21 protein-coding genes and 1 riboswitch are annotated in these 26332 nt (G+C 65.6%); of the genes, 14 read left to right on the forward strand and 7 right to left on the reverse strand.

The genetic code is table 11. The annotated features are described in order from the left end of the window. Positions 1-40: 40 nt before the first annotated feature. From DMX06_RS04045 to DMX06_RS04060, 4 genes are all read right to left on the reverse strand, one after another. Complete coding sequence (locus DMX06_RS04045) at positions 41-1009, reverse strand: metal ABC transporter ATPase (protein WP_110734834.1); 969 nt, start codon at positions 1007-1009, stop codon at positions 41-43. 37 nt (positions 1010-1046) lie between these two features. Continuing rightward, entirely contained in the window at positions 1047-1859 is an 813-nt protein-coding gene (locus tag DMX06_RS04050; RefSeq protein ID WP_110734836.1) for an aldo/keto reductase, read from the reverse strand. After that, a complete protein-coding gene (locus DMX06_RS04055) occupies positions 1856-3031 on the reverse strand; it encodes an NAD(P)/FAD-dependent oxidoreductase (RefSeq protein ID WP_110734837.1) in 1176 nt (391 codons plus the stop codon). The genes DMX06_RS04050 and DMX06_RS04055 overlap by 4 nt, the downstream gene beginning before the upstream one ends. Before the next feature lie 138 nt (positions 3032-3169). Continuing rightward, positions 3170-3502: a DMT family transporter gene (locus tag DMX06_RS04060; protein WP_110734838.1), complete on the reverse strand. Its 333-nt coding sequence runs from the start codon at positions 3500-3502 to the stop codon at positions 3170-3172. A gap of 90 nt (positions 3503-3592) precedes the next feature. On the opposite strand from DMX06_RS04060, the gene DMX06_RS04065 reads away from it, so the two are divergent. Together DMX06_RS04065 and waaA are read left to right on the forward strand one after the other, a co-directional pair. Further along, positions 3593-4483, forward strand: a complete 891-nt coding sequence (locus DMX06_RS04065; RefSeq protein ID WP_050707182.1) for a LysR family transcriptional regulator — start codon at positions 3593-3595, stop codon at positions 4481-4483. 38 nt (positions 4484-4521) lie between these two features. Continuing rightward, a complete protein-coding gene (waaA, locus tag DMX06_RS04070; RefSeq protein WP_110734839.1) occupies positions 4522-5793 on the forward strand; it encodes a lipid IV(A) 3-deoxy-D-manno-octulosonic acid transferase in 1272 nt (423 codons plus the stop codon). Between the two features lie 252 nt (positions 5794-6045). Here the strand turns inward: waaA and DMX06_RS04075 are convergent, their stop codons facing one another. Next, on the reverse strand, positions 6046-7482 hold the full coding sequence (locus DMX06_RS04075; protein ID WP_110734841.1) for a TolC family outer membrane protein: 1437 nt from the start codon (positions 7480-7482) through the stop codon (positions 6046-6048). Positions 7483-7642: 160 nt separating this feature from the next. Beyond that, a riboswitch (TPP riboswitch) is annotated at positions 7643-7749 on the forward strand. Positions 7750-7905: 156 nt separating this feature from the next. Here DMX06_RS04075 and thiC point away from each other — a divergent pair. Both thiC and cytX read left to right on the forward strand, forming a co-directional pair. Beyond that, positions 7906-9786, forward strand: a complete 1881-nt coding sequence (gene thiC / locus DMX06_RS04080; RefSeq protein ID WP_050707179.1) for a phosphomethylpyrimidine synthase ThiC — start codon at positions 7906-7908, stop codon at positions 9784-9786. Positions 9787-9952: 166 nt separating this feature from the next. Next, positions 9953-11236, forward strand: a complete 1284-nt coding sequence (cytX, locus tag DMX06_RS04085) for a putative hydroxymethylpyrimidine transporter CytX (RefSeq protein ID WP_110735174.1) — start codon at positions 9953-9955, stop codon at positions 11234-11236. On the opposite strand, the gene DMX06_RS04090 is transcribed toward cytX, so the two are convergent. Next, complete coding sequence (locus DMX06_RS04090; protein ID WP_110734843.1) at positions 11205-11951, reverse strand: RsiV family protein; 747 nt, start codon at positions 11949-11951, stop codon at positions 11205-11207. The two genes, cytX and DMX06_RS04090, sit on opposite strands and share 32 nt — an antisense overlap. Before the next feature lie 185 nt (positions 11952-12136). On the opposite strand from DMX06_RS04090, the gene DMX06_RS04095 reads away from it, so the two are divergent. The 10 genes from DMX06_RS04095 to DMX06_RS04140 all read left to right on the forward strand — a co-directional run bounded on the left by DMX06_RS04095 (position 12137) and on the right by DMX06_RS04140 (position 24813). Further along, complete coding sequence (locus tag DMX06_RS04095; protein WP_110734846.1) at positions 12137-12754, forward strand: NUDIX domain-containing protein; 618 nt, start codon at positions 12137-12139, stop codon at positions 12752-12754. Continuing rightward, positions 12745-13197, forward strand: a complete 453-nt coding sequence (locus DMX06_RS04100; protein ID WP_023630808.1) for a DUF1249 domain-containing protein — start codon at positions 12745-12747, stop codon at positions 13195-13197. The genes DMX06_RS04095 and DMX06_RS04100 overlap by 10 nt, the downstream gene beginning before the upstream one ends. 85 nt (positions 13198-13282) lie before the next feature. Further along, positions 13283-14086, forward strand: a complete 804-nt coding sequence (gene cpdA / locus DMX06_RS04105; protein WP_258378803.1) for a 3',5'-cyclic-AMP phosphodiesterase — start codon at positions 13283-13285, stop codon at positions 14084-14086. Between the two features lie 155 nt (positions 14087-14241). Continuing rightward, complete coding sequence (locus tag DMX06_RS04110; RefSeq protein WP_110735179.1) at positions 14242-14850, forward strand: YqiA/YcfP family alpha/beta fold hydrolase; 609 nt, start codon at positions 14242-14244, stop codon at positions 14848-14850. A 33-nt stretch (positions 14851-14883) separates the two neighbouring features. Beyond that, the gene (gene parE / locus DMX06_RS04115; RefSeq protein ID WP_110734848.1) at positions 14884-16788 is read left to right on the forward strand and encodes a DNA topoisomerase IV subunit B; all 1905 of its coding nucleotides are present in this window, start codon (positions 14884-14886) and stop codon (positions 16786-16788) included. Then, positions 16785-17771, forward strand: a complete 987-nt coding sequence (locus DMX06_RS04120; protein WP_110734850.1) for an esterase-like activity of phytase family protein — start codon at positions 16785-16787, stop codon at positions 17769-17771. The genes parE and DMX06_RS04120 overlap by 4 nt, the downstream gene beginning before the upstream one ends. After that, on the forward strand, positions 17768-18286 hold the full coding sequence (locus DMX06_RS04125; protein WP_110734853.1) for a retropepsin-like aspartic protease family protein: 519 nt from the start codon (positions 17768-17770) through the stop codon (positions 18284-18286). The genes DMX06_RS04120 and DMX06_RS04125 overlap by 4 nt, the downstream gene beginning before the upstream one ends. Before the next feature lie 10 nt (positions 18287-18296). Further along, complete coding sequence (gene parC / locus DMX06_RS04130; RefSeq protein ID WP_110734855.1) at positions 18297-20555, forward strand: DNA topoisomerase IV subunit A; 2259 nt, start codon at positions 18297-18299, stop codon at positions 20553-20555. Between the two features lie 175 nt (positions 20556-20730). Continuing rightward, on the forward strand, positions 20731-21441 hold the full coding sequence (locus tag DMX06_RS04135; RefSeq protein WP_110734858.1) for a PqiC family protein: 711 nt from the start codon (positions 20731-20733) through the stop codon (positions 21439-21441). A gap of 180 nt (positions 21442-21621) precedes the next feature. Then, the gene (locus DMX06_RS04140) at positions 21622-24813 is read left to right on the forward strand and encodes a dermonecrotic toxin domain-containing protein (protein WP_110734860.1); all 3192 of its coding nucleotides are present in this window, start codon (positions 21622-21624) and stop codon (positions 24811-24813) included. A gap of 46 nt (positions 24814-24859) precedes the next feature. Here the strand turns inward: DMX06_RS04140 and DMX06_RS04145 are convergent, their stop codons facing one another. Next, positions 24860-26311, reverse strand: coding sequence for a histidine kinase (locus tag DMX06_RS04145; protein ID WP_110734862.1), 1452 nt, complete (start codon positions 26309-26311; stop codon positions 24860-24862). Between the last annotated feature and the right edge of the window lie 21 nt (positions 26312-26332).

The following is a 26332-nucleotide window of genomic DNA, read 5'->3' on the forward strand; positions in this document are numbered from 1 at the left end:
CCCGCTCCCACGAAACGCTGGGAGCAGGCTTGCCCCGTGTTCATTTATGCAGCGAGGTCCGCGCCCGGGCCAGCAGTTCCCGTGCCTTGTCTCCGAACCGCTCCAGGTGCGACGCCGGCGCGGCCTTGCTTTCGACCAGACCCTGCTGCTTCAACCAGTCCTTCCAGCGCACCCGCTCATCCCGTACCACCCAACCATCCTGGCGGGCGAAGCTTTCCGCAAGCCACAATCCGCGCGTGCCCGCGGGTGTCAGCTGGTCCTTCTTCAAGGTGTACAGCTCGGCCACGGGCTGGCCGTCCTTGAGCGGCATCAGGTAGAGGTCCGGCCGCTTGCGATTGAGCCTGGCCACTAGCTGATCGCCTTCCAGGCGCTCGTCGACATGAAACAGGCTCAGCGATTTGGCCTCCTTGGGCACTTGCAGGCGCAGGTCGTAGATCAGCTGCAACGACGCCGTGGGCAGGTGCACATACGCGCGTGGCCGCTCCAGTAGCATCAGGTTGGCGCAATGCACCGGTCGGGCGGCGCCGGACTCGGGCGACAGCACGAACGGCAGGGCCTCGCGGTAGTGCAGGGCAGCGGCATAGGGCGCCGGCAGCCAGGTGTCGTTGAAGCGTCCGCCCAGCCAGCCTTCGGGGGTTTCCAGCAGGCATTCCTCGGCCACTTCCTGGATCGCCGTGTGCAGCGGCAGGTTCAGCTCGTGGGCCGGGACATAGCCGGAAATCAGCTTGAGCACCACATCGCCACGGTCCTGGCGGCGCTGGCGGACCAGCACCCAGTAGTCGCGGCCCTGCCAGTGCAGGGTCAGTCGCACCGACACGCCGAGGTTGGCCAGCTCAGCCACGAAGTGCTCGGGGTCGGTGACCTGGATGGCCTTGCGCCGCTGCAGGGTCTGGGCGAAATTCAGCGGCATGCCGATGCTCTGGTAGGTCAGGCCTTCGGGCGTGGCCTCGACGTGCAGCGGCAGGGTCTTGAAGTTGCTCGGATTCTTGCGGATCAGCGTACGCGGCACGAGGCTCCTCCTTGCGTTGGGCCCCCGCCTGGGCGGCTCAGGGCCGGCCCAGGATGCGGGCGACGGTGGCCACGTTGTGGGCCAGGTGCAGCGGGTTGATGGTGCCGACGATGGCACTGCTCACGCCCGGGTGGGCGAACAGCAACTCGAAACTGGCCTGCACCGGATCGACCCCGGGCGCCAGGCAGATATGCCCGCTGGCCAGGGCCTTCTTCACCAGAATGGCCTTGCCGTGTTCGGCAGCGTAGTCCAGCACGGGCCGCTCCGCCTGCTCGTTGAGGTTGTAGGTGACCATGGCGCAATCACCTTGCTCCAGCGCCTTCAGGCCGCCGGCGGCGGTTTTGCCGGACAAACCATAGCCGAGGATCTTGCCTTCCTGCTTGAGCGCGGCAAGGGTTTCGTACACGCCCTCCTGCTCGAGGATTGCCAGGTCGTTGCCGTCGGAGTGCACCAGCACCAGTTCGATGCGGTCGGTTTCCAGGCGCTGGAGGCTGCGCTCGACCGAGCGGCGGGTGTGGGCGGCGCTGAAATCGAAGTGCGACTGGCCGGCTTCGAACTCTTCGCCGACCTTGCTGACGATCACCCACTGCTCGCGCTGGCCGCGCAGCAACGGGCCGAGACGCTCCTCGCTGCGGCCATAGGCCGGTGCGGTGTCGATCAGGTTGATGCCCAGTTCGCGGGCCTGGGCGAGCAGCAGGCGGGCGGCTTCGTCATCGGGGATGGTGAAGCCGTTGGGGTACTTCACGCCCTGGTCGCGACCAAGCTTGACCGTGCCCAGGCCCAGCGGCGACACCCGCAGGCCGGTGCTGCCCAGGGGGCGGTGATGATCGTGCAGGGTCGGTAGGCTCATGGCAGCAGTTGCTCCCAGGCAGGTAGCGCCAGCGGTGGGCGGGGCAGGTCGGCGAGGTCCGGCTGGCTCGCCGGGCGGATGCCGTCACGTTCGAAGCTGGCCAGCACGCGGTCGGCGAAGTCCGGCGCCAGGGCCAGCTTGGTCGGCCAGCCGACCAGCAGGCGCTGCTGGTCGGCGAGGAAGGCGTTGTCCGGGCGCACCAGGCCCGATTGCGCGGGCTCGGCACGGTCGACGCGCAGGGTGGCCCAGCGCACCTGGGCCTGGTCGACCCAAGGCAACAGGCTGGCGACTTCCTTTTGCGCCGCGGCGATCTGCGCGGCGGGCTCGCGGGCCACGCCATCGGCCTCGGCGATGTCGCCACCCAGGTACCACACCCACTGGCCGTCGGCGGCCGGGTGGGTGGTCACGGTGATGCGCGGCTTGGGCCCGCCGCCCAGGCAGTGGGCGTACAGCGGCTTGAGGTTCGGGCCCTTGGCCAGGACCATGTGCAGCGGGCGGCGCTGCATGGCCGGTTGGCTCAGCCCCAGGGCGTGCAGCAGCGCCTCGGTGCCGCCGCCGGCGCTGAGGACGATGCGTTGGGCGCGGATCTCGCGGCCATCGACCACCAGCCCGGCCAGTTCGTCGCCCTCGCGCAGCGGCTCGATACGCTCGCCGGCCAGCAGGCTGTCGCCCGCCAGCTGGGCCAGGTTGGCCAGCAGGCTCGGCACGTCGATGACCAGTTCGGCCAGGCGGTAGACCTTGCCCTTGAAGGCACGGTCCTGCAGGGCCGGTGGCAGTTGCTCGCCCTTGACCTGGTCGACCCGGCCACGCACGGCCTTGCTGGCGAAGAAACTGGTGAGGTTGCCGGCCAGTGTGCCGGGGGACCACAGGTAGTGGGCGTCGGACAGCAGTCGGGTGCCGGTCAGGTCCAGTTCGCCGTTGCCGGCAAGCGCTTCGCGCCAGCGCCGCGGCATGTCGGCGATGGCCTCGGAGGCGCCGCTGAGGGCACCGTGCAGGGCGTACTTGGTGCCGCCGTGGATGATGCCTTGCGACTTGATGGTCTGCTCGCCGCCCAGGCTGGCGCGCTCCACCAACACCGTCGAATAGCCCAGGCGGCGCAGCCGGGCATTGAGCCAGAGGCCTGCGACCCCGGCGCCGACGATCAGCACGTCAGTGGTAATGGCGGATGGCATGCGGGCACCTCGAAAACTGGGACAGGTGCGCAGTATACAGACTGTAACCGGGGGAGAGGACCGTGGGAGCGGGCTTGCCCCGCGATACCCATGCGGCCCTATCGCGGGGCAAGCCCGCTCCCACGACCCGATCTGTGCTTAGTGTCCGGCAGTATTGGAAAACACCTGGATCACCACCACCCCGCCGACGATCATGGCCATGCCCAGCATCGCCGGCATATCCAGTTTCTGCCCGTAGATCACCAGCGCCGCGATGCTGATCAGCACGATCCCCAGCCCCGACCAGATCGCATAGGCGATGCCCACCGGAATGCTGCGCACCACCAGGGTCAGCATCCAGAACGCCACGCCGTAGCCGCACACCATCAGCAGCAGAGGCAGCGGCGTGTTCAGCCCCTTGACCGCTTTCATGGAGGCGGTGGCGATGACTTCGGCACAGATGGCGATGGCGAGATAGGTGTAGGCGTTCATGGTGCGGGTCCTCCGTTGCTGGGTGGGCATTCTAGGGAATCCCTGGATGCGGTAAAGTCATTACCTATCTGTTTTGGAGATAGGGTGGAGATGACTGAGCACTGGAGCCTCGAGCAACTGCGCCTGTTCGTGCGGGCTGCCGAGCTGCGTTCGTTTTCCGCCGTGGCCCGTGAACAGCGCAAGGCCCAGTCGGCGATCAGCAGCGCCATCGCCTTGCTCGAGACGGACTTGGGCGTGACCCTGTTCGAGCGCAGCAGCGGGCGGCAGCCGCGCCTGACCGAAAGCGGCGCCGCGCTGCTGGAGGACGCCCGCGAGTTGTTGCGCCAGTGCGAGCGCCTGGATGGCCGGGCGTTGGCCTTGATGCGCGGGCAGGAGGCATTGCTGCGGGTGGCCCAGGACGAGGCCATGCCCTACCAGCCGGTGATCGACAGCCTCGACGAGCTGGCGGCGCGCTATCCCTACCTGGAGGTGCAATTGGCCAGCGGTGCCCAGGGCGATGTGGCGCGCAAGCTGGTGGAGCGGCGCGCCGACCTGGGGTTGTTCTTCCACCACGAAAGCATTCCCGCCTCGTTGGAGCGGCGCGCCCTGGGCAGTGTCGAGATGGTCACGGTGTGTGCCATCGATCATCCGCTGGCACACCTGGCCAAGGTCAGCCGCCAGCAACTGGCCCGCCATCGCCAATTGCTGATCACCCCGCAGCAGAGCGGCTATCCCGGCGGCGAGGCGATCAGCCCGCAGGTCTGGCGCGCCGACAGTTTCTACGCCATGGCCGAGTTGCTGATGCGCGGCCTGGGCTGGGCCTGGCTGCCCCGGCATGTGGTGCAGTACCCCACCTACCAGACGCAGATGGTCGAGCTGGACAGCGAGTGGCGCCCGCCGGCGCTGGTGGCAGAGCTGGCCTGGCGGCGCGACGAACCGTTGGGCCCGGCTGCGCAGTGGCTGGCCGAGCGCTTCGCCGTGCACCTGCGGGCGATTGGCTGACAGGCCTTTTCATCCAGTTCCTAGTAAACTCCGCCGCCATGAACAGAACCCTCTATACCCTGCTGTTTCACCTGGGCCTGCCGCTGGTCGCGCTGCGCCTGTTCCTGCGCGGGCGCAAGGCGCCGGCGTACCGTGCGCGGATCGCCGAGCGCTTCGCCTGCCAGCTGCCGCCCATGCGCCAGGGCGGCATCTGGGTGCATGCGGTCTCGGTGGGCGAGAGCATTGCCGCCGCGCCGATGGTGCGGGCCCTGCTCAAGCAGTACCCGGACCTGCCGATCACGCTCACCTGCATGACCCCGACCGGTTCCGAGCGCATCCGTGCGATGTTCGAGGGCGAACCACGGGTGCAGCACTGCTACCTGCCTTATGACCTGCCGTGGGCGGCCGGGCGGTTCCTCGACCATGTGCGCCCGCGCCTGGGCATCATCATGGAAACCGAGCTGTGGCCGAACCACATCCACCAGTGCGCCCGGCGCGGCATTCCGGTGGCGCTGGCCAATGCCCGGCTGTCCGAGCGCTCGGCCCGTGGTTATGCCCGCTTCGCCGGCCTGACCCGGCCGATGCTCGAGGAGATGAGCCTGATCGCCGTGCAGACCGAAACCGAGGCCGAGCGTTTCCGTGCGCTCGGTGCGCGCCACGAATGCGTGCAGGTGACCGGTTCGATCAAGTTCGACCTGAAGGTCGACGATCAACTGCTGCCACGGGCCCGCGCATTGCGGGAACAGTGGGCTGCCCAGCAACGTCCGGTATGGATCGCTGCCAGTACCCACGATGGCGAAGACGCGTTGATTCTCGAGGCTCACCGTGAGCTGCTGAAGGTCCACAGCGATGCGTTGCTGATCCTGGTGCCACGCCATCCCGAGCGGTTCGCTGCAGTGCATGAACTGTGCGCCGGCCAGTTCTCCACGGTACGTCGCTCGACTGGCGACGCGGTCACGGCGCAGACCCAGGTGCTGCTGGGCAACACCATGGGTGAGCTGCTGTTCCTCTATGCCCTGGCCGACATTGCCTTTGTCGGCGGCAGCCTGGTGGCCACCGGCGGGCACAACCCGCTGGAGCCGGCGGCGCTGGCACTGCCGGTGCTCATGGGGCCGCATGTGTTCAACTTCCTCGAGATCAGCGCGATGCTGCGCGAGGCGGGGGCGTTGCAGCAGGTGGACGACGCCGAAGGGCTGGCCGGGGCAGTGCGCCGTCTGGTCGAGCTGCCGCGGGATGCGCGGCGCATGGGCGAGGCGGGCAGGGCGGTGATGCAGGCCAACCAGGGCGCGTTGCAACGGTTGCTGGATGGGGTGGCTACGCTAATCCGCTGATCTGTGAGGCGGTGCGGTCCCAGTGGGAGATCGCCCAGCCCTTCGGGCTGCGCTGTTGTGCAGGCAACTGTCTCCTGTGGGAGCGGCCTTGCGTCGCGAAAGGGGCGCGTAGCGGCCCCTGATTTCGAGCCTCCATCGAAATTGCCGGGGCTGCTGCGCAGCCCTTTCGCGACCCAAGGCCGCTCCCACAGGGCCTAGCTAAATCAATGAGTTACGATTTGTTCCATGAGAGCGCCCGCGTGCTTCCTTGGCTCAAGGCCGGCGTTCGAAGTTCTTCGCCGCCGCCGCCGCCAGGTCCGGTGGCAGGAAATCCTTGTCCGGGTTGTAGTCGGCCTTCAGGTACCGCCCCAGGTCCTGCAGGTCCTGCGGGCTCAGGGTGCCGGCAGCCTGCTTCAGGCGCAGGTTGTCGAGAATGTAGTCGTAGCGGCTGTTGTTGTAGTCGCGCACCGAGGTGTACAGCTGGCGCTGCGCGTCGAGCACGTCGACGATGTTGCGGGTGCCGACCTGGTAGCCGATCTCGGTGGCTTCCAGCGCGCTCTGATTGGAGATGATCGACTGCTTGCGCGCCTGCACCTGCTCCACATCGGTGTTCACCGCGCGGTGCAGGTTGCGGGTGTTCTCCACCACCTGGCGGCGCAGGCTTTCGCGTTGCTGCTCGCTCTGGGTCAGACGGGCATAGGCCTCGCGTACCTGGGAGCTGGTCAGGCCGCCGCTGTAGATCGGGATGTTCAGTTGCAGGCCGATGCTGGTCTGCTCCACGTCACTGCCATAGCGCACGTTCGGTTGCGCCGCCGAGTTGGTGAAACCGAGGTTGTCATTGTCGCCCTTCTGGTACTTGGCCACCGCGTCGAGGGTCGGCGCATGGCCGGCCTTGCGCTGGCGCACGGTTTCCTCGGCGGCCGCCACGGCGTGGTTGGTCGCCAGCAGGTTAAGGTTCTGCCGCCCGGCGGTCTCGACCCAGGCCTTGGCGTCGTTGGGGGTCGGCACCTGCACCGGCAGGGTGTGGACCACGCCCTGGATCGCCGAGTACTGGCGGTTGGTCAGGGTGATCAAGGCTTCGAAGGCGTCCTGCACCTGGCGCTCGGCAATGATCCGGTTGGCCCGTGCGGTGTCGTAGCTCGCCTGTGACTGCAGCACGTCGGTCTTGTCAGAGAGGCCGACGTCAAAGCGCTCGTTGGACTGGTCGAGCTGGCGCTTGAAGGCCGCTTCTTCGGCCTTGGTCGAGGCCAGGTTGTCCTGGGCGCGCAGCACCGCGAAGTAGTTCTCGGCGCTTTGCAGGATCAGGTTCTGCTCGGTGGCCGACAGTTCCAGGGCGGCCTGTTCGTTGACCGACTCGGCAGCTTGCAGTTGGAACCAGCGGTCGGCACGGAAGATCGGCTGCGCCAGGGTCGCGCTCCAGGCGTTGCCGCTGCGGTTGGAGGTGACCGATGGTTCGTCGAGCTTGGTCCGGGTGTTCATCATTTCGGCGCCAGCCGAAAGGTTCGGCAGCAGGCCGGCGCGGGCCTGGGGCACCACTTCACGGCGGGCGCCGTAGTCGGCGCGGGCGGCGGCCAGGTCGGCGTTGTTGTCGACCGCTTCCTGGTAGACGCTGACCAGGTCGGTCTTCACCGTCGTGGGCGTATCCACTGCCCAGGCCACTCCGTGGGACGCACAAGACACGGCAATTGCCAGTGAGAGTTTGCGCAGCATAGGGCAATCCTTGATCAAATTTTATTTACTGTACTGTCGGGTATCGAGCGATGCGCCAGTGTAGTGCCGCACGCCGTCATCAACAATCCGCCGCGTGTGCCATTTATCACCCCCGGATTTACCTGCTTGGCTTTGCCGGCCACTCCAGTCTAGACTGCGCATGTTCTTGTCGGGGTGCCTTGAAGCAAAGGCTGAGATCGCAGAGGTGCGGATCCCGTTGAACCTGATCAGGTTAGCGCCTGCGTAGGGAACAAGATTGCTCTCACATCCCGGGAGCCTCTTGTGCCAGGTCCGGGATCGCCTCAGCTGCTTGCAGCCCAAGGCACCCCATGTCCGGCACTGCACTCGTCAACACGGGTGCGTCCACGCCTTTCAGGTTCACCCCGACATTCCACCGCCTGGAAGCTGTCTGGAGAGCCTGTGATGAGCAAACAAGAAAAAACAATCAGTCTGAGCGAGTCGGCCCAAGTCGACCAACAGTCCGTGCAACCCCTGCCCAATTCGCGCAAGGTCTATGTCGAAGGCTCGCGCCCCGACATCCGCGTGCCCATGCGCGAGATCAGCCTTCACGACACCCCCACCGACTTCGGCGGCGAAAAGAACGCCCCGGTACTGGTGTATGACACTTCCGGCCCGTACACCGACCCCAATGTCATCATCGACGTGCGCAAGGGCCTGGGCGACGTGCGCTCGGCCTGGATCGACGCCCGTGGCGACACCGAGCGCCTGGATGGCCTGAGCTCGAACTTCGGCCAGCAGCGCCTGAACGACGCGGAGCTTGCCAAGCTGCGCTTCGCCCATGTGCGCAACCCGCGCCGCGCCAAGGCCGGCGCCAACGTCACGCAGATGCACTACGCGCGCCAGGGCATCATCACCGCCGAGATGGAATACGTCGCCATCCGCGAGAACATGAAACTGCAGGAAGCCCGCGCCGCCGGCTTGCTGAACCAGCAGCACGCCGGCCACAGCTTCGGCGCAAGCATCCCGAAAGAAATCACCCCCGAGTTCGTCCGCGAAGAGATCGCTCGCGGCCGTGCGATCATTCCGGCCAACATCAACCACACCGAGCTGGAGCCGATGATCATCGGCCGCAACTTCCTGGTGAAGATCAACGGCAACATCGGCAACAGCGCCCTGGGTTCCTCGATCGAGGAAGAAGTGGCCAAGCTGACCTGGGGCATCCGCTGGGGCTCGGACACGGTCATGGACCTGTCCACCGGCAAGCACATTCACGAGACCCGTGAGTGGATCATCCGCAACTCGCCGGTGCCGATCGGCACCGTGCCGATCTACCAGGCCCTGGAGAAGGTCAACGGCGTGGCCGAGGACCTGACCTGGGAGCTGTTCCGCGACACCCTGATCGAACAGGCCGAGCAGGGCGTGGACTACTTCACCATCCACGCCGGCGTCCTGCTGCGCTATGTGCCGCTGACCGCCAAGCGCGTCACCGGTATCGTCAGCCGCGGCGGCTCGATCATGGCCAAGTGGTGCCTGGCGCACCACAAGGAAAACTTCCTGTACACGCACTTCGACGAGATCTGCGAGATCATGAAGGCTTACGACGTCAGCTTCTCGCTGGGCGACGGCCTGCGCCCGGGCTCGATCGCCGACGCCAACGACGCCGCCCAGTTCGGTGAACTGGAAACCCTCGGCGAGCTGACCAAGATCGCCTGGAAACACGACGTGCAGTGCATGATCGAAGGCCCCGGCCACGTGCCGATGCAGTTGATCAAGGAGAACATGGACAAGCAGCTCGAGTGCTGCGACGAGGCGCCGTTCTACACCCTCGGCCCGCTGACCACCGATATCGCCCCGGGCTACGACCACATCACCTCAGGGATAGGCGCGGCGATGATCGGCTGGTTCGGTTGCGCCATGCTCTGCTACGTCACGCCCAAGGAGCACCTGGGCCTGCCGAACAAGGATGACGTGAAGACCGGCATCATCACCTACAAGATCGCCGCGCACGCCGCCGACCTTGCCAAGGGCCACCCGGGCGCGCAGATCCGCGACAACGCGCTGTCCAAGGCGCGTTTCGAGTTCCGCTGGGAAGACCAGTTCAACCTCGGCCTGGACCCGGACACCGCCCGTTCCTTCCACGACGAGACGCTCCCCAAGGAGTCGGCCAAGGTCGCGCACTTCTGCTCGATGTGCGGGCCGAAGTTCTGCTCGATGAAGATCACCCAGGAAGTGCGTGAGTACGCGGCCAAGATCGAAACCGTTGATGTGACGGTCGAGCAGGGCATGCGCGAGCAGTCCGAGCGGTTCCGCCAGGAAGGCAGCCAGTTGTACCAGAAGGTCTGAGTAGACCTTGGGGGCCGCTTTGCGGCCCTTTCGCGATGCAAGGCCGCTCCCACAGGTCCTGTATATGGCTCAAGTCATGTACCGAACCTGTGGGAGCGGCCTTGTGTCGCGATACGAGGACGCAGTCCTCGCCAGCAACACCCACAATTTCCCGGCGAGCACCCACATGACCACCCCCAGCCACTTCTCCCCCGACCACCCGGTCCCCACCCATCACCGCCAGTTCGGTGCCCGCGACCTGTTCTCGCTGTGGTTCTCCCTCGGCATCGGCCTGATGGTGTTGCAGGTCGGCGCCCTGCTGGCGCCAGGCCTGGGCCTGGCCGGCTCGATCCTGGCGATCGCCCTCGGCACGGCGGTGGGCGTGCTGCTACTGGCTGCGGCAGGTGTGATCGGCAGCGACACCGGCCTGTCGGCCATGGCCACCCTGCGCCTGACGCTGGGCAGTCATGGCGCGCGTCTGCCGGCCTTGCTCAACCTCCTGCAGCTGGTTGGCTGGGGCTCGTTCGAGATCATCGTCATGCGCGATGCCGCCAGCCTGTTGGGCGCCCGTGCCTTCGGCGAGGGCAGCGGCTGGAGCAGCCCGCTGCTGTGGACCCTTTGCTTTGGCGTCCTGGCCACGCTGCTGGCGGTCAGCGGGCCGCTGGCGTTCGTGCGCAAGGTGCTGCGCAAGTGGGGCATCTGGCTGCTGCTGGGGGCTTGCATCTGGCTGACCTGGAACCTGTTCGCCAAGGCCGACCTGGCCGCTCTGTGGCAGCGCCCGGGGGATGGCTCGCTGTCCCTGGCCCTGGGCTTCGACATCGTCATTGCCATGCCGCTGTCGTGGCTGCCGCTGATCGCCGACTATTCACGCTTCGGCCAGCGGGCCAGCCGGGTGTTCGGCGGTACGGCATTGGGCTTTTTCATCGGCAATGCCTGGCTGATGAGCCTGGGCGTGGCCTATACCCTGGCCTTCGCCCCGAGCGGTGAAGTGAATGCGCTGCTGCTGGCGCTGGCCGGCGCCGGGCTGGGGATCCCGCTGCTGCTGATCCTGCTGGACGAGTCGGAGAACGCCTTTGCCGATATCCACTCGGCAGCGGTCTCCACCGGGCTGCTGGTCAAGCTGAAGGTCGAGCACCTGGCCTTGGCCATCGGCGTGTTGTGCACGCTGATCGCCCTGCTGGCGCCGTTGGCCCAGTACCAGAACTTCCTGCTGCTGATCGGCTCGGTATTCGCGCCGCTGTTCGGCGTGGTGCTGGTGGATCACTTCGTGGTCCGTCGCCGTCGCCTGCCGGCGCTGGTCGAGGGCTTGCACTGGCAGGCGCTGCTGGCCTGGGCGGTGGGGGTGGCGGCCTATCACCTGCTGGCCAGCCAGGCGCCGGAGCTGGGGGCGACCCTGCCGGCACTGCTGCTGGCAGGGGGGCTGCACCTGGTGCTATCGATCAGCCGCGGCCGGGAAACAGCTCGGGCCTGATCACGCCGTTGAGGCGCGGGTAGGGGATCTTCAGCTCGACGTGGCCCATGGAGTAGGGCGCGATGGCGTAGACCTCGTACTTGATCACCACCGCGCCATAGGTCAGGGCGATGTGCGGCGACTGCTTGAACGGCCAGGTCTTGACGAACTCGGGGTCCTTGTCCATGCCGGTGCTGATCAGCCAGGCGCGGTGGGACTCCTCGGCGGTCTTCCAGAAGGTCGCTTCCTGGCCGGGCACCAGCATGTCGTCAAGGGTCAGCACCTTGTCCAGCTTGCGCGAGTAGTTGATGAAGCCGCGCCCGGGCATGCCATGGGCGCCGCCGCTGTCCAGGTAGCTGGACAGCTCGACGATCACCAGCCCGTCATGCTGTTCGCGTACCTTGGCCTGCAGGTAGCTGCTGTTGCGCTTGTCGGCGCGGGCCAGGTACTGCTGTTCATAGGCTTGCAGCGAGGCCGGCGGGGTGCCGCGCTGGTTGTCCTCGGTCAGCATCAGCAGGCGTTTCTCGACGATGGCGTCGAGCTTGGGCAGGGTGGGGAAGTGCACCACGTCGATGTTGACCAGCGGGCAGTCGCTCTCGCTGCAGCCGGGCTTGACGTGCTCCCAGGCCTCGCGCTTGACCTCGAGCGGGGCGCGGTAATTGGGCGTGAACAGGCTCTGGCAGGCGCCGAGCGCCAGTGCCAGGACGGCCACGGAAGTCAGTTTGACAAGCGTCATGTTGCCTCTTTCACAACGGTGATGATCGGCCTTGGACCGCCTGCGCGGCCTTCAGTTCGCCACTAAGCTAACAGAGAGCGGCGCGCCTGTCCCGGCTGCCCGAACGGTCGCCGGAAAGGGGTGAAACCGGGCGGCGCGCAGAGTAGGATTGCGCGATGCGGTAAACGAGGTATCAAGGAGTTTGCATGACGGACACGTCAAATACAGTGCCCACCCAGGTCGAGATTGCCCGGCGCGAGCAATTGTTCAAGGGCTTCTACAAGCTCGACAAGCTGCATCTGCGCCATGAACTGTTCGCCGGTGGCATGAGCCGTGAGTTCACCCGCGAGCTGTTCGTGCGCCATGACGCCGTCTGTGTGCTGCCCTACGATCCGCAGCGCGACGAGGTGGTGCTGATCGAGCAGTTTCGCGTGGGGGCCATGGGCAAGGTCGACAACCCCTGGCTGATCGAGATGGTCGCCGGGTTGATCGACAAGGATGAGCAGCCGGAGGAGGTTGCCCATCGCGAGGCCCAGGAAGAGGCCGGCCTGACCTTTTCGGCACTGTGGCCGATGACGCGCTATTTCCCCTCGCCTGGCGGCAGCGACGAGTACGTCCACCTGTTCCTGGGTCGTTGCATCAGCGAGGGCGCCGGTGGCCTGCATGGCCTGGAAGAAGAGAGCGAGGACATCCGCGTGCGCGTCTGGGCGTTTGAGGACGCCCTGCAGGCGGTACGCGACGGGCGCATCTGCAACGCCGCCGCGATCATCGGCCTGCAATGGCTGGCACTCAACCGTGACGAAGTTCGAGGTATGTGGAAGTGAACCTGCTGCGCGAGCGCTATCGGGTCGACCTGGTCGGGCTGCAGTCGGCCTGCGAGGCCAACTATGCCCGCCTGATGCGCCTGCTGCCGGACATGCGCACCACGCAAAGCTCGCGGCGCATCGGCATGACCCAGGGCGACCAGATGCTCGGCGTGCTGGTGCTCGAAGTGCTGCTGGCCTGTCCCTATACCACCACCCTCAAGGTGCGCCAGGAGCACAGCTTGCCCTGGCTGCCGGTGCCCGAGCTGGAAGTGCAGGTCTATCATGACGCACGCATGGCCGAGGTGGTCAGCGCCGAACATGCCCGGCGCCTGCGCAGCATCTACCCGTATCCCAATACGGCGATGCACCAGCCGGACGAGAAGGCCCAGCTCAACCTGTTCCTCGGTGAATGGCTGAGCCATTGCCTGGCCTGTGGCCACGAACTGGAAGCGGTGCGCTGAAATGTGATGCGCGTCGGTTTCGAGTACTTGCTCGAAACCGATCCGCCGCCATAATCGGTGCTGAATCCGTTCGAGGAGACGGCCGTTGCCGCAACCACACTCACTTCCGTCACCCATCCATGTGGTGCAACTGACCGACGCCCACCTGTTCGCCGACCCGGCGGGCACTTTGCTGGGCCTGAATACCCGCGCAAGCCTCGGGCATGTGATCGCCCAGGTGCGCCGCGAGCAACCGCGCATCGACCTGCTGCTGTGCACGGGTGATCTGTCGCAGGATGCCAGCGTCGCCTCCTATCAGGCGTTTCGTGAGCTGAGCGCGAAGCTCGGTGCGCCGGCGCGCTGGTTGCCGGGCAATCATGACGAGGCCCAGGTGATGCAGGCCGTGGCGCCGGAGCTGGTACGGGCGGTGACGGACATTGGCCAATGGCGCATCGTCATGCTCGATTCGGCAGTGGTTGGTGCCACCTTCGGTTTGTTGGCGGATGACCAGCTGGCGGTGCTTGAACAGGCGCTGGGTGGTGCAGGCGAACGCCATTGCCTGGTGTGCTGCCACCACCAGCCGGTGGATATCGGCTGCGCCTGGATCGCGCCGATCGGGTTGCGCAACGCCGATGTGCTGTTGAACTGCTTGCGCAGTTATCCACAGGTGAAGGCGCTGCTATGGGGGCATATCCATCAGGAATGGGATGAGATGCGCGACGGCATCCGTTGCCTCGCCACGCCTTCGACCTGCATCCAGTTCGCGCCGGGCAGCGAGGAGTTCAAGGTGAGCGAAGAGCAGCCGGGCTACCGCTGGCTGCGGCTGCATGCCGACGGACGGTTGGAGACCGGGGTGGAACGGGCGCGCGATTTCGAGGTGAGGCTGGATTTCGACAGCCCGGGCTACTGAGTCGGGGGACCGCTTTGCGGTCCTTTCGCGACACAGGGCCGCTCCCACAGAGATCGTGGTCCCCGGCTGTTTGAAGAATTTGTTGCGAAAATCCCCACGCTGCGCCAATGCCCTTCGAACACGCTACACTGCGCGTCTTTGCGTCCGGGGGCAGCATGTCGGGTTCCATCCTCTATATCCATGGCTTCAACAGCTCGCCGCTGTCGAAGAAGGCGCGCCAGCTCGAGGCGGTGATGCAGCGGCTCGGCCTGTCCGACCAGCTGCGGGTCCCGGCCCTGCATCACCACCCGCGCCAGGCCATCGCCCAGCTGGAGGCCGCCATCGCCGAGCTTGGCGCCCCCTTGCTGGTCGGCAGCTCCCTCGGCGGCTACTATGCCACCCATCTGGCCGAGCGCCACGGGCTCAAGGCCCTGCTGGTCAATCCGGCGGTAGGCCCGCACCGCCTGTTCGACGGCTACCTCGGCACCCAGCGCAACCTCTATACCGATGAGGCCTGGGAGCTGACCCACGACCACGTAGACGCCCTGGCCGAACTGGAAGTGCCGCCGCCGCAGGACGCCACCCGCTATCAAGTGTGGTTGCAGACCGCCGATGAAACACTGGACTATCGCCACGCCGAGCGCTATTACCGCGCCTGTGCCCTGCGTATCCAGGCCGGTGGCGACCACAGCTACCAGGGCTTCGCCGAGCAGCTCCCGGCCCTGCTGGCCTTCGCCGGCATTGCCCGCGGGCAGTACGCGGCGCTGGATTTTTCTGTATTTTGACTTTTGCATTCACCAGACTGACGACGAGAACCCATGGCCAATCCCAGCGCTAGCGCCTATAACGCAGACGCCATCGAAGTCCTCTCGGGCCTTGACCCGGTCCGCAAGCGGCCGGGCATGTACACCGACACCAGCCGGCCCAACCACCTGGCCCAGGAAGTCATCGACAACAGCGTCGACGAAGCCCTGGCAGGCCACGCCCGCTCGGTGCAGGTGATCCTGCATGCCGACCATTCGCTGGAGGTCAGCGACGATGGCCGCGGCATGCCGGTGGACATCCATCCCGAGGAAGGCGTTTCCGGCGTCGAGCTGATCCTCACCAAGCTGCACGCCGGCGGCAAGTTCTCCAACAAGAACTACCAGTTCTCAGGCGGCCTGCACGGCGTCGGCATCTCGGTGGTCAACGCCCTGTCTAGCCAGGTGCGGGTGCGCGTGAAGCGCGACGGCAACGAATACCAGATGACCTTCGCCGACGGCTTCAAGGCCAGCGAGCTGGAAGTGGTCGGCACCGTCGGCAAGCGCAACACTGGCACCAGCGTGTACTTCACCCCCGATCCGAAGTACTTCGACTCGCCGAAATTCTCCATCAGCCGCCTCAAGCACGTGCTCAAGGCCAAGGCCGTGCTGTGCCCGGGGCTGTCCATCAGCTTCGAGGACAAGGGCACCGGCGAGAAGGTCGAATGGCACTACGAGGACGGCCTGCGTTCCTACCTGGTCGACTCGGTCACCGAGTTCCAGCGCCTGCCCGACGAGCCGTTCTGCGGCAGCCTGGCCGGTAACAAGGAGGCCGTGGACTGGGCCCTGCTGTGGCTGCCCGAAGGCGGTGACAGCATCCAGGAAAGCTACGTCAACCTGATCCCCACCGCCCAGGGCGGTACCCATGTCAACGGCCTGCGCCAGGGCCTGCTGGACGCCATGCGCGAGTTCTGCGAGTTCCGCAACCTGCTGCCGCGTGGGGTCAAGCTGGCGCCGGAGGATGTCTGGGAGCGCATCAGCTTCGTGCTGTCGATGAAGATGCAGGAGCCGCAGTTCTCCGGGCAGACCAAGGAGCGCCTGTCGTCCCGCGAGGCGGCGGCGTTTGTCTCTGGCGTGGTCAAGGACGCCTTCAGCCTGTGGCTCAACGCCCATCCCGAGCTGGGCATGCAGCTGGCCGAGCTGGCCATCAGCAACGCCGGCCGTCGTCTGAAGGCGAGCAAGAAGGTCGAGCGCAAGCGCATCACCCAGGGCCCGGCGCTGCCCGGCAAGCTGGCCGACTGTGCAGGCCAGGATCCGATGCGCGCCGAGCTGTTCCTGGTCGAGGGTGATTCCGCCGGCGGCTCGGCCAAGCAGGCGCGGGACAAGGAATTTCAGGCGATCCTGCCGCTGCGCGGCAAGATCCTCAACACCTGGGAAGTCGATGGCGGCGAAGTCCTGGCCAGCCAGGAAGTACACAACATCGCCGTGGCCATCGGTGTCGACCCGGGTGCCACCGATCTCTCGCAACTGCGTTACGGCAAGGTCTGCATCCTCGCCGACGCCGACTCCGACGGCCTGCACATCGCCACCCTGCTGTGCGCGCTGTTCGTCCAGCACTTCCGTCCGCTGGTCGAGGCCGGGCACGTCTACGTGGCCATGCCGCCGCTGTACCGCATCGACCTGGGCAAGGAGATCTACTACGCCCTGGACGACGCCGAGCGCGACGGCATCCTCGACCGGCTGGTCGCCGAGAAGAAGCGCGGCAAGCCGCAGGTTACCCGATTCAAGGGCCTTGGCGAGATGAACCCGCCGCAGCTGCGCGAGACCACCATGGACCCGAACACCCGGCGCCTGGTCCAGCTCACGCTGGATGACGTGCAGGGCACCACCGAGATCATGGACATGCTGCTGGCCAAGAAGCGTGCCGGTGACCGCAAGAACTGGCTGGAGACCAAAGGCAACCTGGCCGAGGTCCTGGTTTGATTCGTCCGCTGCTCATGGCCTGCCTGGCGTTGTTCGCCCTGCAGGCCCAGGCCGGTGACTGGCCGCAGCTCAAGCTCAGCGGCGAGCACGTGGTCGATGGCATGCGCGGCGGCAACCTGTCGGGCCTGGCCTGGTGCCGGGGGGCGTTGTGGGCGGTGTCCGACCGCGATGACGACCGCATCTACCGCCTGGACCAGGAGGGCGCGGCCTGGCAGGCCCAGCCGCTGACCTTCACTCCGCCGCCGGCCCCCGATACCGGGTTGCCCTGGGGGCTGAAATCGCGCAACTGGGCAGCCTCCTACATCCGTGGCGGCGCGCTGGATTTCGAAGGCATCACCTGCGACCAGGCCGGCAACCTGTTCATCGTCAGCGAGGCCCAGGCCGCCGTGTTGCAATTGCCCCTGGAAGGTGAGCCGGACTGGCTGAGGATCGATCAGGCCATGGTGCGCCAGGCGCGGGCCAGCGGCATGCTGCTGCATTTCAACGCACTGTTCGAAGGGCTGGCGATCAACCCGGCGGGCGACCGTCTGTGGCTGGCTGCCGAGCGTGAGCGGCGCGGCCTGCTGGCCGTGCAGCGTCAGCAATCGGTGTGGACCTGCGGGCGCGGTTGCGTACTGCTCAGCGAAGCCGGTGTCGAGATGCAGCCATCGCAGTTCCCCGAGGCGCGCCCGGTTTCCCGGGACTTCGCCGACCTGGCCTGGTTCGAGGGCAAGCTGTTCACCCTCGAGCGCAACGCGTACCGCATCTGCCGGCGTGATGCCGACAGCGGTGCCGTGGAACGCTGCTGGTCGTTCGCCGCCGATGCGCTGGTGGAGTCGCGCCGTTATTCACAGCCCTATGGCCTGGCCGAGGCGCTGGTGATCGACAAGGACGGCGCCTGGATCGGCGTGGATAACAACGACCGCCCGAGGGCGGACGGTGAAACGCGACCGGTCGTCTGGCGCTTCGGCGCGCCGGCCGGCGGCTGGAGCGCCAAGCCATGAGCCAGCCAGCGGGCAAGCGGGCGGGCAGGGTGCTGATGATCGTAGCCTGGGCGGCGGCGATGTTCCTGGCCACGCGCTTTTTCGGCCAATGGGAGGAGCGCCAGCAGAACCCTAACGCCGTGGTGCAGAGCGAGCAGGGCGACGGCTTCGTCGAGGTGCGTCTGCTGAGCAATGGCCAGGGCCATTTCGTCGCCGACGGCGCAATCAATGGCCGGGTGGTGCATTTCATGCTCGACACCGGCGCCACCGATGTGGCGATCCCCGAGGCGCTGGCCCGCGATCTGGACCTGGCCCGCGGCGCGCCGGTGCAACTGAGTACCGCCAATGGCCGCACCGAAGGCTACCGTACCCGGCTCGACAGTCTGCAGCTGGGCGATATCCACCTGCGCGACGTGCGCGCGCTGGTGGTGCCCGGCCTGGATGGCCAGGCTGTGCTGCTGGGCATGAGTGCCCTGAAACAACTTGAATTTACCCAGCGCGGCGGCACCATGCTGCTGCGCCAGAACCTGAAATGACGAGGCCCGCATGAGCGACTCACTCGAACTCAGCCTTGACGGCGTCGAACGCCGTTCTTTGGCTGACTTCACCGAACAGGCCTACCTCAACTACTCCATGTACGTGATCATGGACCGTGCCCTGCCGCACATCGGCGATGGCCTCAAGCCGGTGCAACGTCGCATCGTCTATGCCATGAGCGAGCTGGGGCTCGATGCCGACTCCAAGCACAAGAAGTCGGCGCGCACCGTCGGCGACGTACTCGGCAAGTTCCACCCCCACGGCGACTCGGCCTGCTACGAGGCCATGGTGCTGATGGCCCAGCCGTTCAGCTACCGCTATACCTTGGTCGATGGCCAGGGCAACTGGGGTGCGCCGGACGATCCGAAGTCGTTCGCCGCCATGCGTTACACCGAGGCGCGCCTGTCGCGCTATTCCGAAGTGCTGCTCAGCGAGCTGGGCCAGGGCACCGTCGACTGGGTGCCGAACTTCGACGGTACCCTGCAGGAGCCGGCGGTACTGCCGGCGCGCCTGCCGAACATCCTGCTCAACGGTACCACCGGCATTGCCGTGGGCATGGCCACCGACGTGCCGCCGCACAACCTGCGCGAAGTGGCCAGTGCCTGTGTGCGCCTGCTCGACGAGCCGAAGGCCACCATCGAGCAGCTGTGCGAGCACATCCAGGGCCCGGACTACCCGACCGAGGCCGAGATCGTCACCCCGCGTGCCGATATCCTGAAGATGTACGAGAGCGGCAAGGGCTCGATCCGCATGCGCGCGGTGTACCGCATCGAGGATGGCGACATCGTCGTCACCGCGCTGCCGCACCAGGTCTCTGGAGCCAAGGTGCTGGAGCAGATTGCCGCGCAGATGCAGGCCAAGAAGCTGCCGATGGTCGCCGACCTGCGCGATGAGTCGGATCACGAGAATCCCTGCCGCATCGTCATCATCCCGCGTTCGAACCGCGTCGATGCCGCCGAACTGATGCAGCACCTGTTCGCCACCACCGACCTTGAGAGCACCTACCGGGTCAACGTCAACATCATCGGCCTTGACGGGCGTCCGCAGCTGAAGAACCTGCGCGCGCTGTTGCTGGAGTGGCTGGAGTACCGGATCGGTACCGTTCGTCGTCGCCTGCAGCATCGCCTGGACAAGGTCGAGAAGCGCCTGCACCTGTTGGAAGGCTTGCTCACCGCGTTCCTCAACCTGGATGAGGTGATCCACATCATCCGCACCGAGGAGCACCCCAAGCAGGCCCTGATCGCCCGTTTCGGCCTTACCGAAATCCAGGCCGACTACATCCTCGAGACCCGTCTGCGCCAGCTGGCCCGTCTGGAAGAGATGAAGATCCGTGGCGAGCAGGACGAGCTGCTCAAGGAGCAGAAGCGCCTGACCACCTTGCTGGGCAGCGATGCCAAGCTGCGCAAGCTGGTGCGCAGCGAACTGATCGAAGACGCCGAAACCTATGGCGACGACCGCCGTTCGCCGATCGTCGAGCGCGCCGAGGCCAAGGCCTTGTCGGAAAACGAGCTGATGCCGACCGAGCCGGTAACCGTGGTGCTGTCGGAGAAGGGCTGGGTGCGTTGCGCCAAGGGCCATGACATCGACGCCACGGGGCTTTCGTACAAGGCTGGGGACGGCTTCAAGGCCGCCGCTGCCGGGCGCTCCAATCAATTCGCCGTGCTCATCGACTCCACCGGCCGCAGCTACTCGGTGGCGGCCCACAGCCTGCCATCGGCCCGTGGCCAGGGCGAACCGCTGACCGGACGCCTGACCCCGCCGCCGGGCGCCACCTTCGAGTGCGTGCTGCTGCCGGAGGACGACGCCCTGTACGTGGTGGCTTCCGACGCCGGCTACGGCTTCGTGGTCAAGGGCGAGGACCTGCAGGCCAAGAACAAGGCCGGCAAGGGCCTGCTCAGCCTGCCCAACGGCGCCAAGGTGATGACCCCGCGCCCGGTGGCCGACCGCGAGCAGGACTGGCTGGCCGCGGTGACCACCGAAGGCCGTCTGCTGGTGTTCAAGGTCGCCGATCTGCCGCAGTTGGGCAAGGGCAAGGGCAACAAGATCATCGGCGTGCCGGGCGATCGGGTGGCCAGTCGCGAGGAGTACGTGACCGACCTGGCGGTGATCAGCGAGGGCTCGACCCTTGTATTGCAGGCTGGCAAGCGTACCCTTTCCCTGAAGCCGGATGATCTCGAGCATTACAAGGGCGAACGTGGTCGCCGTGGTAGCAAATTGCCGCGTGGCTTCCAGCGCGTCGATGGGCTGATGGTGGAAACCCCCGCCTGAGTGGATGGGCCGTCTGTTGCGGCGCTTTCGGCGCCGCTTCAGGCGGAAATGCTGGAGTCTGGCGGCTAATTCGCGGATGATAGTGCCCTCGTGGCGCCGGCGTGGCCGAGTGCCCGGACGAATCTATATGAGTATCACTGCGGTCAGTCTGGTGACGGCCGCCTGGATGGGATGAATGAAATTTCTGCGCCTTCCATTTGCGCTGCTGATGACTGGCTTGCTGGGCCTGAGCGGATGCAGCATGCATCAGCCGGTTGCCCTGTATCAGCTCGACAGTGGTGAACCCGGCCAGCCTACCCAGGCGGCGGGCATGGCAGTGGTGCTCGGCCCGGTATCGGTGGCCGATTACCTGCAACGCGAAACCTTTCTCCAGCGTCAGACCGATGGCAGCCTGACGGCGGCCACCGATGGCCGCTGGGCCGGTAGCCTTTCGTCGGATATCGACCAGTTACTGGTGCGTCAGCTGGCCTGGCGCCTGGACAGCCAGCGCGTGGTGCTGGCGCCGGCGAGCGCCGGTTTTACGCCGGACGTGCAGGTACTGCTGTCGATCACCCGCCTGGACTCGGGCAAGAACCAGCCAGCGATCCTGGATGCCCAGTGGCGCGTGCTGGACCGCCGTGGCCAGGTGCGTGACAACCGCATCGTCCACCTCGAGCAGCCCCATGCGGGCACCGAGTCGGCCCAGGTCCAGGCCCAGGGGCAACTGCTGCAGAAACTGGCCGAACAGCTGAGTGCCGCAGTCAAGCCATTGGCCAACCAGCCGGCCATCGCCGAGGAGACGCCCCGCAAGCCGGCGGCGCCGGTACAGGTGAAGAAAGAGCCGGAGAAGCCGAAGATTCCGATGGCTTCGCCGATTCGTACCGACATGGAAGTGTTCCGCTTCTGATGCTCTAGGTGCGACAAAGCCCGCGCTAACGCGGGCTTTTTTGTGCCTGCTGTCGGTGTTATCCAGTCATTCTGTGCGCAGGGAGCCTATCGGATCGGCAGGTGTTATTTAATTGCCACAGGATACTTCCTATGCAGCGCTACCTTGGTCTCCCACGGTTGAGACACAAGGATCCTGCGCATGAACTACCACTGGGCTACAACGAAGCCCCCCACTTTTGGTGAGCCCTCCAGCCCTGAATCGGCAACGCACCCCGATATCACCTTCGAGCTTGATCAATACCATTTCGCATCACTTGCCCCAGGCACCCCGGAACAAGATGACGATGTTGTGCTTTCGATCCAGCAAGTCTTCGGTCGCGAGCGGATCAGTCTTCCTACACCTCATGACTATGCGAACGTCGTACTGCGCGAGTACCTGAAACTGCAGGGTATCGAAGAGGATCCCGATGACCTCGTCCTTAGCACGCTGTTCCTGGAGCATGTCCATGTGAAAGCCGGCCCCTGGGCTGCCCAGGTGGCGCATTCCATGACCCTGACCCAGGCAATGCTCGCCAACTGGCAGCAGCAGGGGAGTGGTCAGTGGCTGGATCACCTGGGTCACCCGATGGACTGGCGCAAGGAGGGCTATGAAGTGAGTCGGACGGTGCAGCTATCGGCTGCTCAACTGGCCGACAGCGAAGCCTATGATGGCATCTACCGGCGCACCCAGCCGCAAACCTATGGAGCGGCCACTCAGGTCAACCTGGACCCCACCGCTTTTCGCCGGCATGTCTGGGATGCGCAATTGCAGGGGCACTACCTGGAGTACTTGCGTCAGTTCTGGAGCAACCAGGGGCATAACTACCATTTGCTGCTCAAAGGTAACCTGGTGCATGCGGCCTTGTTGCAGCGCGATGAGGGATCGCTCAGCGACGAACATGCGGCGTTGGTGCTCAAGAGCCTGATGCTCAGTCCCGATACCAGCTGGGCGGGCACCTCGTTCCGTTACTTCGCCGACACTCCGGTATCCCGTACGCGTACGATTTCGGCATTCAGGATTTACGGATACGAAGCCACCGACATCATGGTATTCCAGGCGCACGGCCATGACGCCGTCGTGCTTTACATTCCTGGCAACTCCTCGCCACTGCATGGCTTCAGCAGTGCCAGGGAGCTGCGGGACTGGGTCGCCCAGCAATGCCGCGATCCACGCAAGCGGGCATCCCTGGCCAGTCATTTCAGCAGCAAGGACAGGGGAGACGGGGTCATCTACAGTGGCGTCGATACGGCCCTGGCAGGCCTCGGTGCGCACCCCGGGCGGCTGAACGATGCCACTGGTCATTGGTATCCAGGCAGCACCATCACGTTCAGCGAAGCCATATACCCCTATCCCATGAGCTACTTCCGTGACCAGACCCGATCCCGGTTGTTCTCGGATGCCGACTACGGCATTGGTACGCAAGGCAGGTACTACGCGAAATTGACCGCTTACGGCGTGGAGGTGGCGGCCAATGTCGTCGGTGCCATTGCCCTGGCGGTACCCGCGCTGGCACCTGTGGCGGTCGCACTTGGCGTCGGCCTGCTGGCGGTGGGAGCGGGCGAGATGATCACGGCCCACAATCAGGAGCAGGAGGCTGAAGGCGCGCAGCGCATCGTGTTCGGTCTGCTCAATGCTCTGCCGCTTGCCGGAGAGGTGTCGCAGCTTGGCAGGGTCACTGCGGCGCTCGATGAAACGGAGCGCGGCGTCGCTGTCGCTGCACAGACCGAGCATGCGGCCCAGCAGGCGCTGGAGGATGCGGCGGCTGCAGGCGACGTTCCGGTGTCGCCCGAAGAGCTCAAGGCCGTACGCCCTGTCCACGACAGCTTGCAGCACGATCTGCGAGCGCGCCTGCAAGACCTGGCCGTTACGCGGCCGATACGGGTATTGGGTGGTGGCAAGGGCACGTTTCTCGATGAGGGCAAGCTGTATGTGAGGATCCGCCCACGGGTGTATCGGGTGCAGTGGCTGGAGCACGAGCAGCAATTGCGTATCCGCTGCGAGGCCGAGCCGGTGGCATGGGGGCCATTCCTGAGCAGCATGGAAGACGGCTACTGGGATCTGGATCTGCGCTTTGGCCTACGAGGCGGGGCCCCGTTGCCGACCGTGCTGGAGCACCCCAGGCTACCGGTGGAGGTCATCGACTCGATCGAATGCCAGCCCATGGTGCCCAAGGTGGAAGTGAGCTTTGCCGTCGATGACCTGATCTGGAACCATGAGGCGTCTCGCTACGAGGCCGACATTGTTTTTCGTCATGACGATTTTGGTGAGCGGCTCGACGTCAAGCAGGTCTCTCGACAACCGGTCTGGTATGACGCTGATGCCGCTGCCTGGCGCCGCGGCCAGCAATACATATGGCGGGAGCGGCATGGTGGCAAGAACAGCCACCGTTGGCGAGCCGGCGAGGCGCGAGATTTCGAGCGCGTGCGACACAAGCTGCCGCACGAGCAGAGCATCACGACCTATCGCTTTCCCGACCTGCCTCAACTGCCGGTCGGCATGTCGCCGATCGCCCAGCAGGTCCATATGATCTGGGTGGGGGAGCGCGAGCTGGATTTCATGGTCAAGCGCACCATCGTCAAGAACCTGCGCAACAAAGGCTATCGTTTCATCCTGCACCTGGACAACGACAGTGCAGCGCTGGCGGCTAACCAAGCCTGGTGCGGGCAGGTGGGCATCGAGGCGAGGAACCTGCAAGAGCAGGCGTTTTTCCAGCGGTTCACCGCAGGCCGCGAGGGTATTGCCTACAACTATTTCCGCAATCCTGCCGCAGAATCGCGCAACTATGCGGCGGCGTCTGATTTTCTACGCCTGCGTTTGCTCGATGAGTATGGCGGCTTCTACATGGATGTCGATGACAAGTTGCTGACACTGGATGCCAGGCCGCTGTCAGCCGCGCCCAACGACGTGCTGGTCGGCGGGCTGTACAAGATGCCGTGGAACAGGAAGGACCTCGTGAACACCTCGCACTTCGCCAGTCACCCCGGCAACCCAGTGCTCAAGCGTTTGCTGCAGCGCGCCAATGCGCGTTTCGAGGCGCTTCCCGAGGCGTTCAAGGCAACGCCTCGGCCAGTGGTTTCCGCGTTCAAGAGCAAGGTCGAGGCCGAGCGGGCGATAAATGCCTACATGCAGACCATCGCCAGCCTGGCGGGGCCCGATGCTTTCAACAAGGACCTACGGGCGCTTCGACCCGACTACTTCGGACTGATTGGCAGCAAGCCATCGGACTCGTGGGTCGTCTCAACGGTGTATGAAGCGTATTACGACGAAGCCATCGCGCACTGGTTCCCGATGCGCATGGGAGGGGCAGTGTCGATGCAGCCGGGTAGCGCGCACACCTGGATGAGAACCTGAGCGAAACGGCCCCGCCTGCGCGGGGCCCTCGCAGGACGAGCTCGCTCTAGACCCTGCGCTCGTGCATCCGGGCCAATTGGCGTTCCAGCATCGATGGATACGGCTCCATCAACCGTTCCACGCAGCAGGCGCCTTCAGGGCTGGCGATTGGGCGGATACGCGCGCGCTGACGCACCAGCGCATCGTCGCTGATGCGACGCTCGACCAACAGCAGGTTGCGGCTGTGCTGCGACAGGGCCAGGGCGTCCTGGGCCTGCTCGGTCATCAGCAGGTCGACCTGATCCAGGCCTTGTAGGTCGTCGGCCAACACCAGGCCCAGTTGCAGCTGCAGGGTAATGCCGCTATCGGCCACCTCGATCTGCAGGGCGTGGCCCAGGGCGCGCAGCAGCTCGCCACAGCAGATGGCGTTGGTCAGGTAGTCCTCGCCGCTGTCGCTGCTGTGGAACAACAGCAGGGTGCTGCCGTCGTTCAGGGTATGAATTTCCCCTTCGTACAGTGAGGCGGCCTGGTCGAGGCAGTCACGGTAGCGCTCCAGCAGCTCGGTCAGACGGGTGCGTGGCAGGCGGCGCAGTTGCTCCTGAGAGCCCAGTTGCACGGCCAGGACGGCGCTGAACTGCGGTTCGTCGGACTCTGCGATGACAGGCTTGGCCGGAGCGCTTTGCTCATCCATCAGGTCGGAGAAGGCGTCGTCGTCCTCGTCGTGATCGGGCGCCTGCACCACTGCTTTCGCCCGTGGGGCAACCTTGGGCGCCGGTACGTCGTCGAAATCGTCTTCCACATCCTCTTCTTCCGGCTCCGGAGGTGGCGGTGGCGCGAGGCGGGCGTGCAGCTGGCGCGCCAGGTCGCCGATCTCGTCCTGGCGGTCGGTGCCCGGCGTGTAGGGGTGCGGGTCACGCAACCACACGCGCAGCTGCAGCAGCGGGGTCGAGATGAAGCGACCCAGGCGCAGGCTGAGGGTCAGGGCCAGGGCCAGCAGGATCGCGGCAAGAATGCCCATGCTCTGCAGGCTGATCAGCATCGGCTGCTGGAACTGGCTCATGTCGAGGCTGATGCGCAGCTGGCCGGCGGTCACGTCCTGGAAGGTGATCTTGGTCTGGTAGACCCCTTCGGTTTCGCCCAGCAGGCTGTTGCGCGGGCGCTGGCCGGCCTCGGCGAGGATGCGGTTGTCCACGCTGTAGATGGCCGCATGGGCCACCAGCGGGTTCTTCACCAGGTTGCCCAGCAGCACATTGAGGCTGAGGATGTCGTTGGACACCAGCAGCTCGGTGGCAGACGTGGCGGTCTGGGTGGTCAGGCTCTGGCCGACGGCATCGGCCTGCTCATGCATGGCCTGCTTGAACTGCAGGCCCATCACGCAGGCGTAGATCACCAGGGCCAGGGCCACCAGGAAGATGTTATGGCTGGCAATGCGCAGGGCCAATGGGATTCGGCGCTGGCTCAGGGCTCGGTAGATCATCAGGAAGAAGTTGTCGGGTTTTACGGGCGTGGGCCGGTTCACAGAGCTCGGCTCTTCATGGCG

This window comes from Pseudomonas mosselii (assembly GCF_003205295.1).
Lineage (GTDB): Bacteria > Pseudomonadota > Gammaproteobacteria > Pseudomonadales > Pseudomonadaceae > Aquipseudomonas > Aquipseudomonas mosselii_B.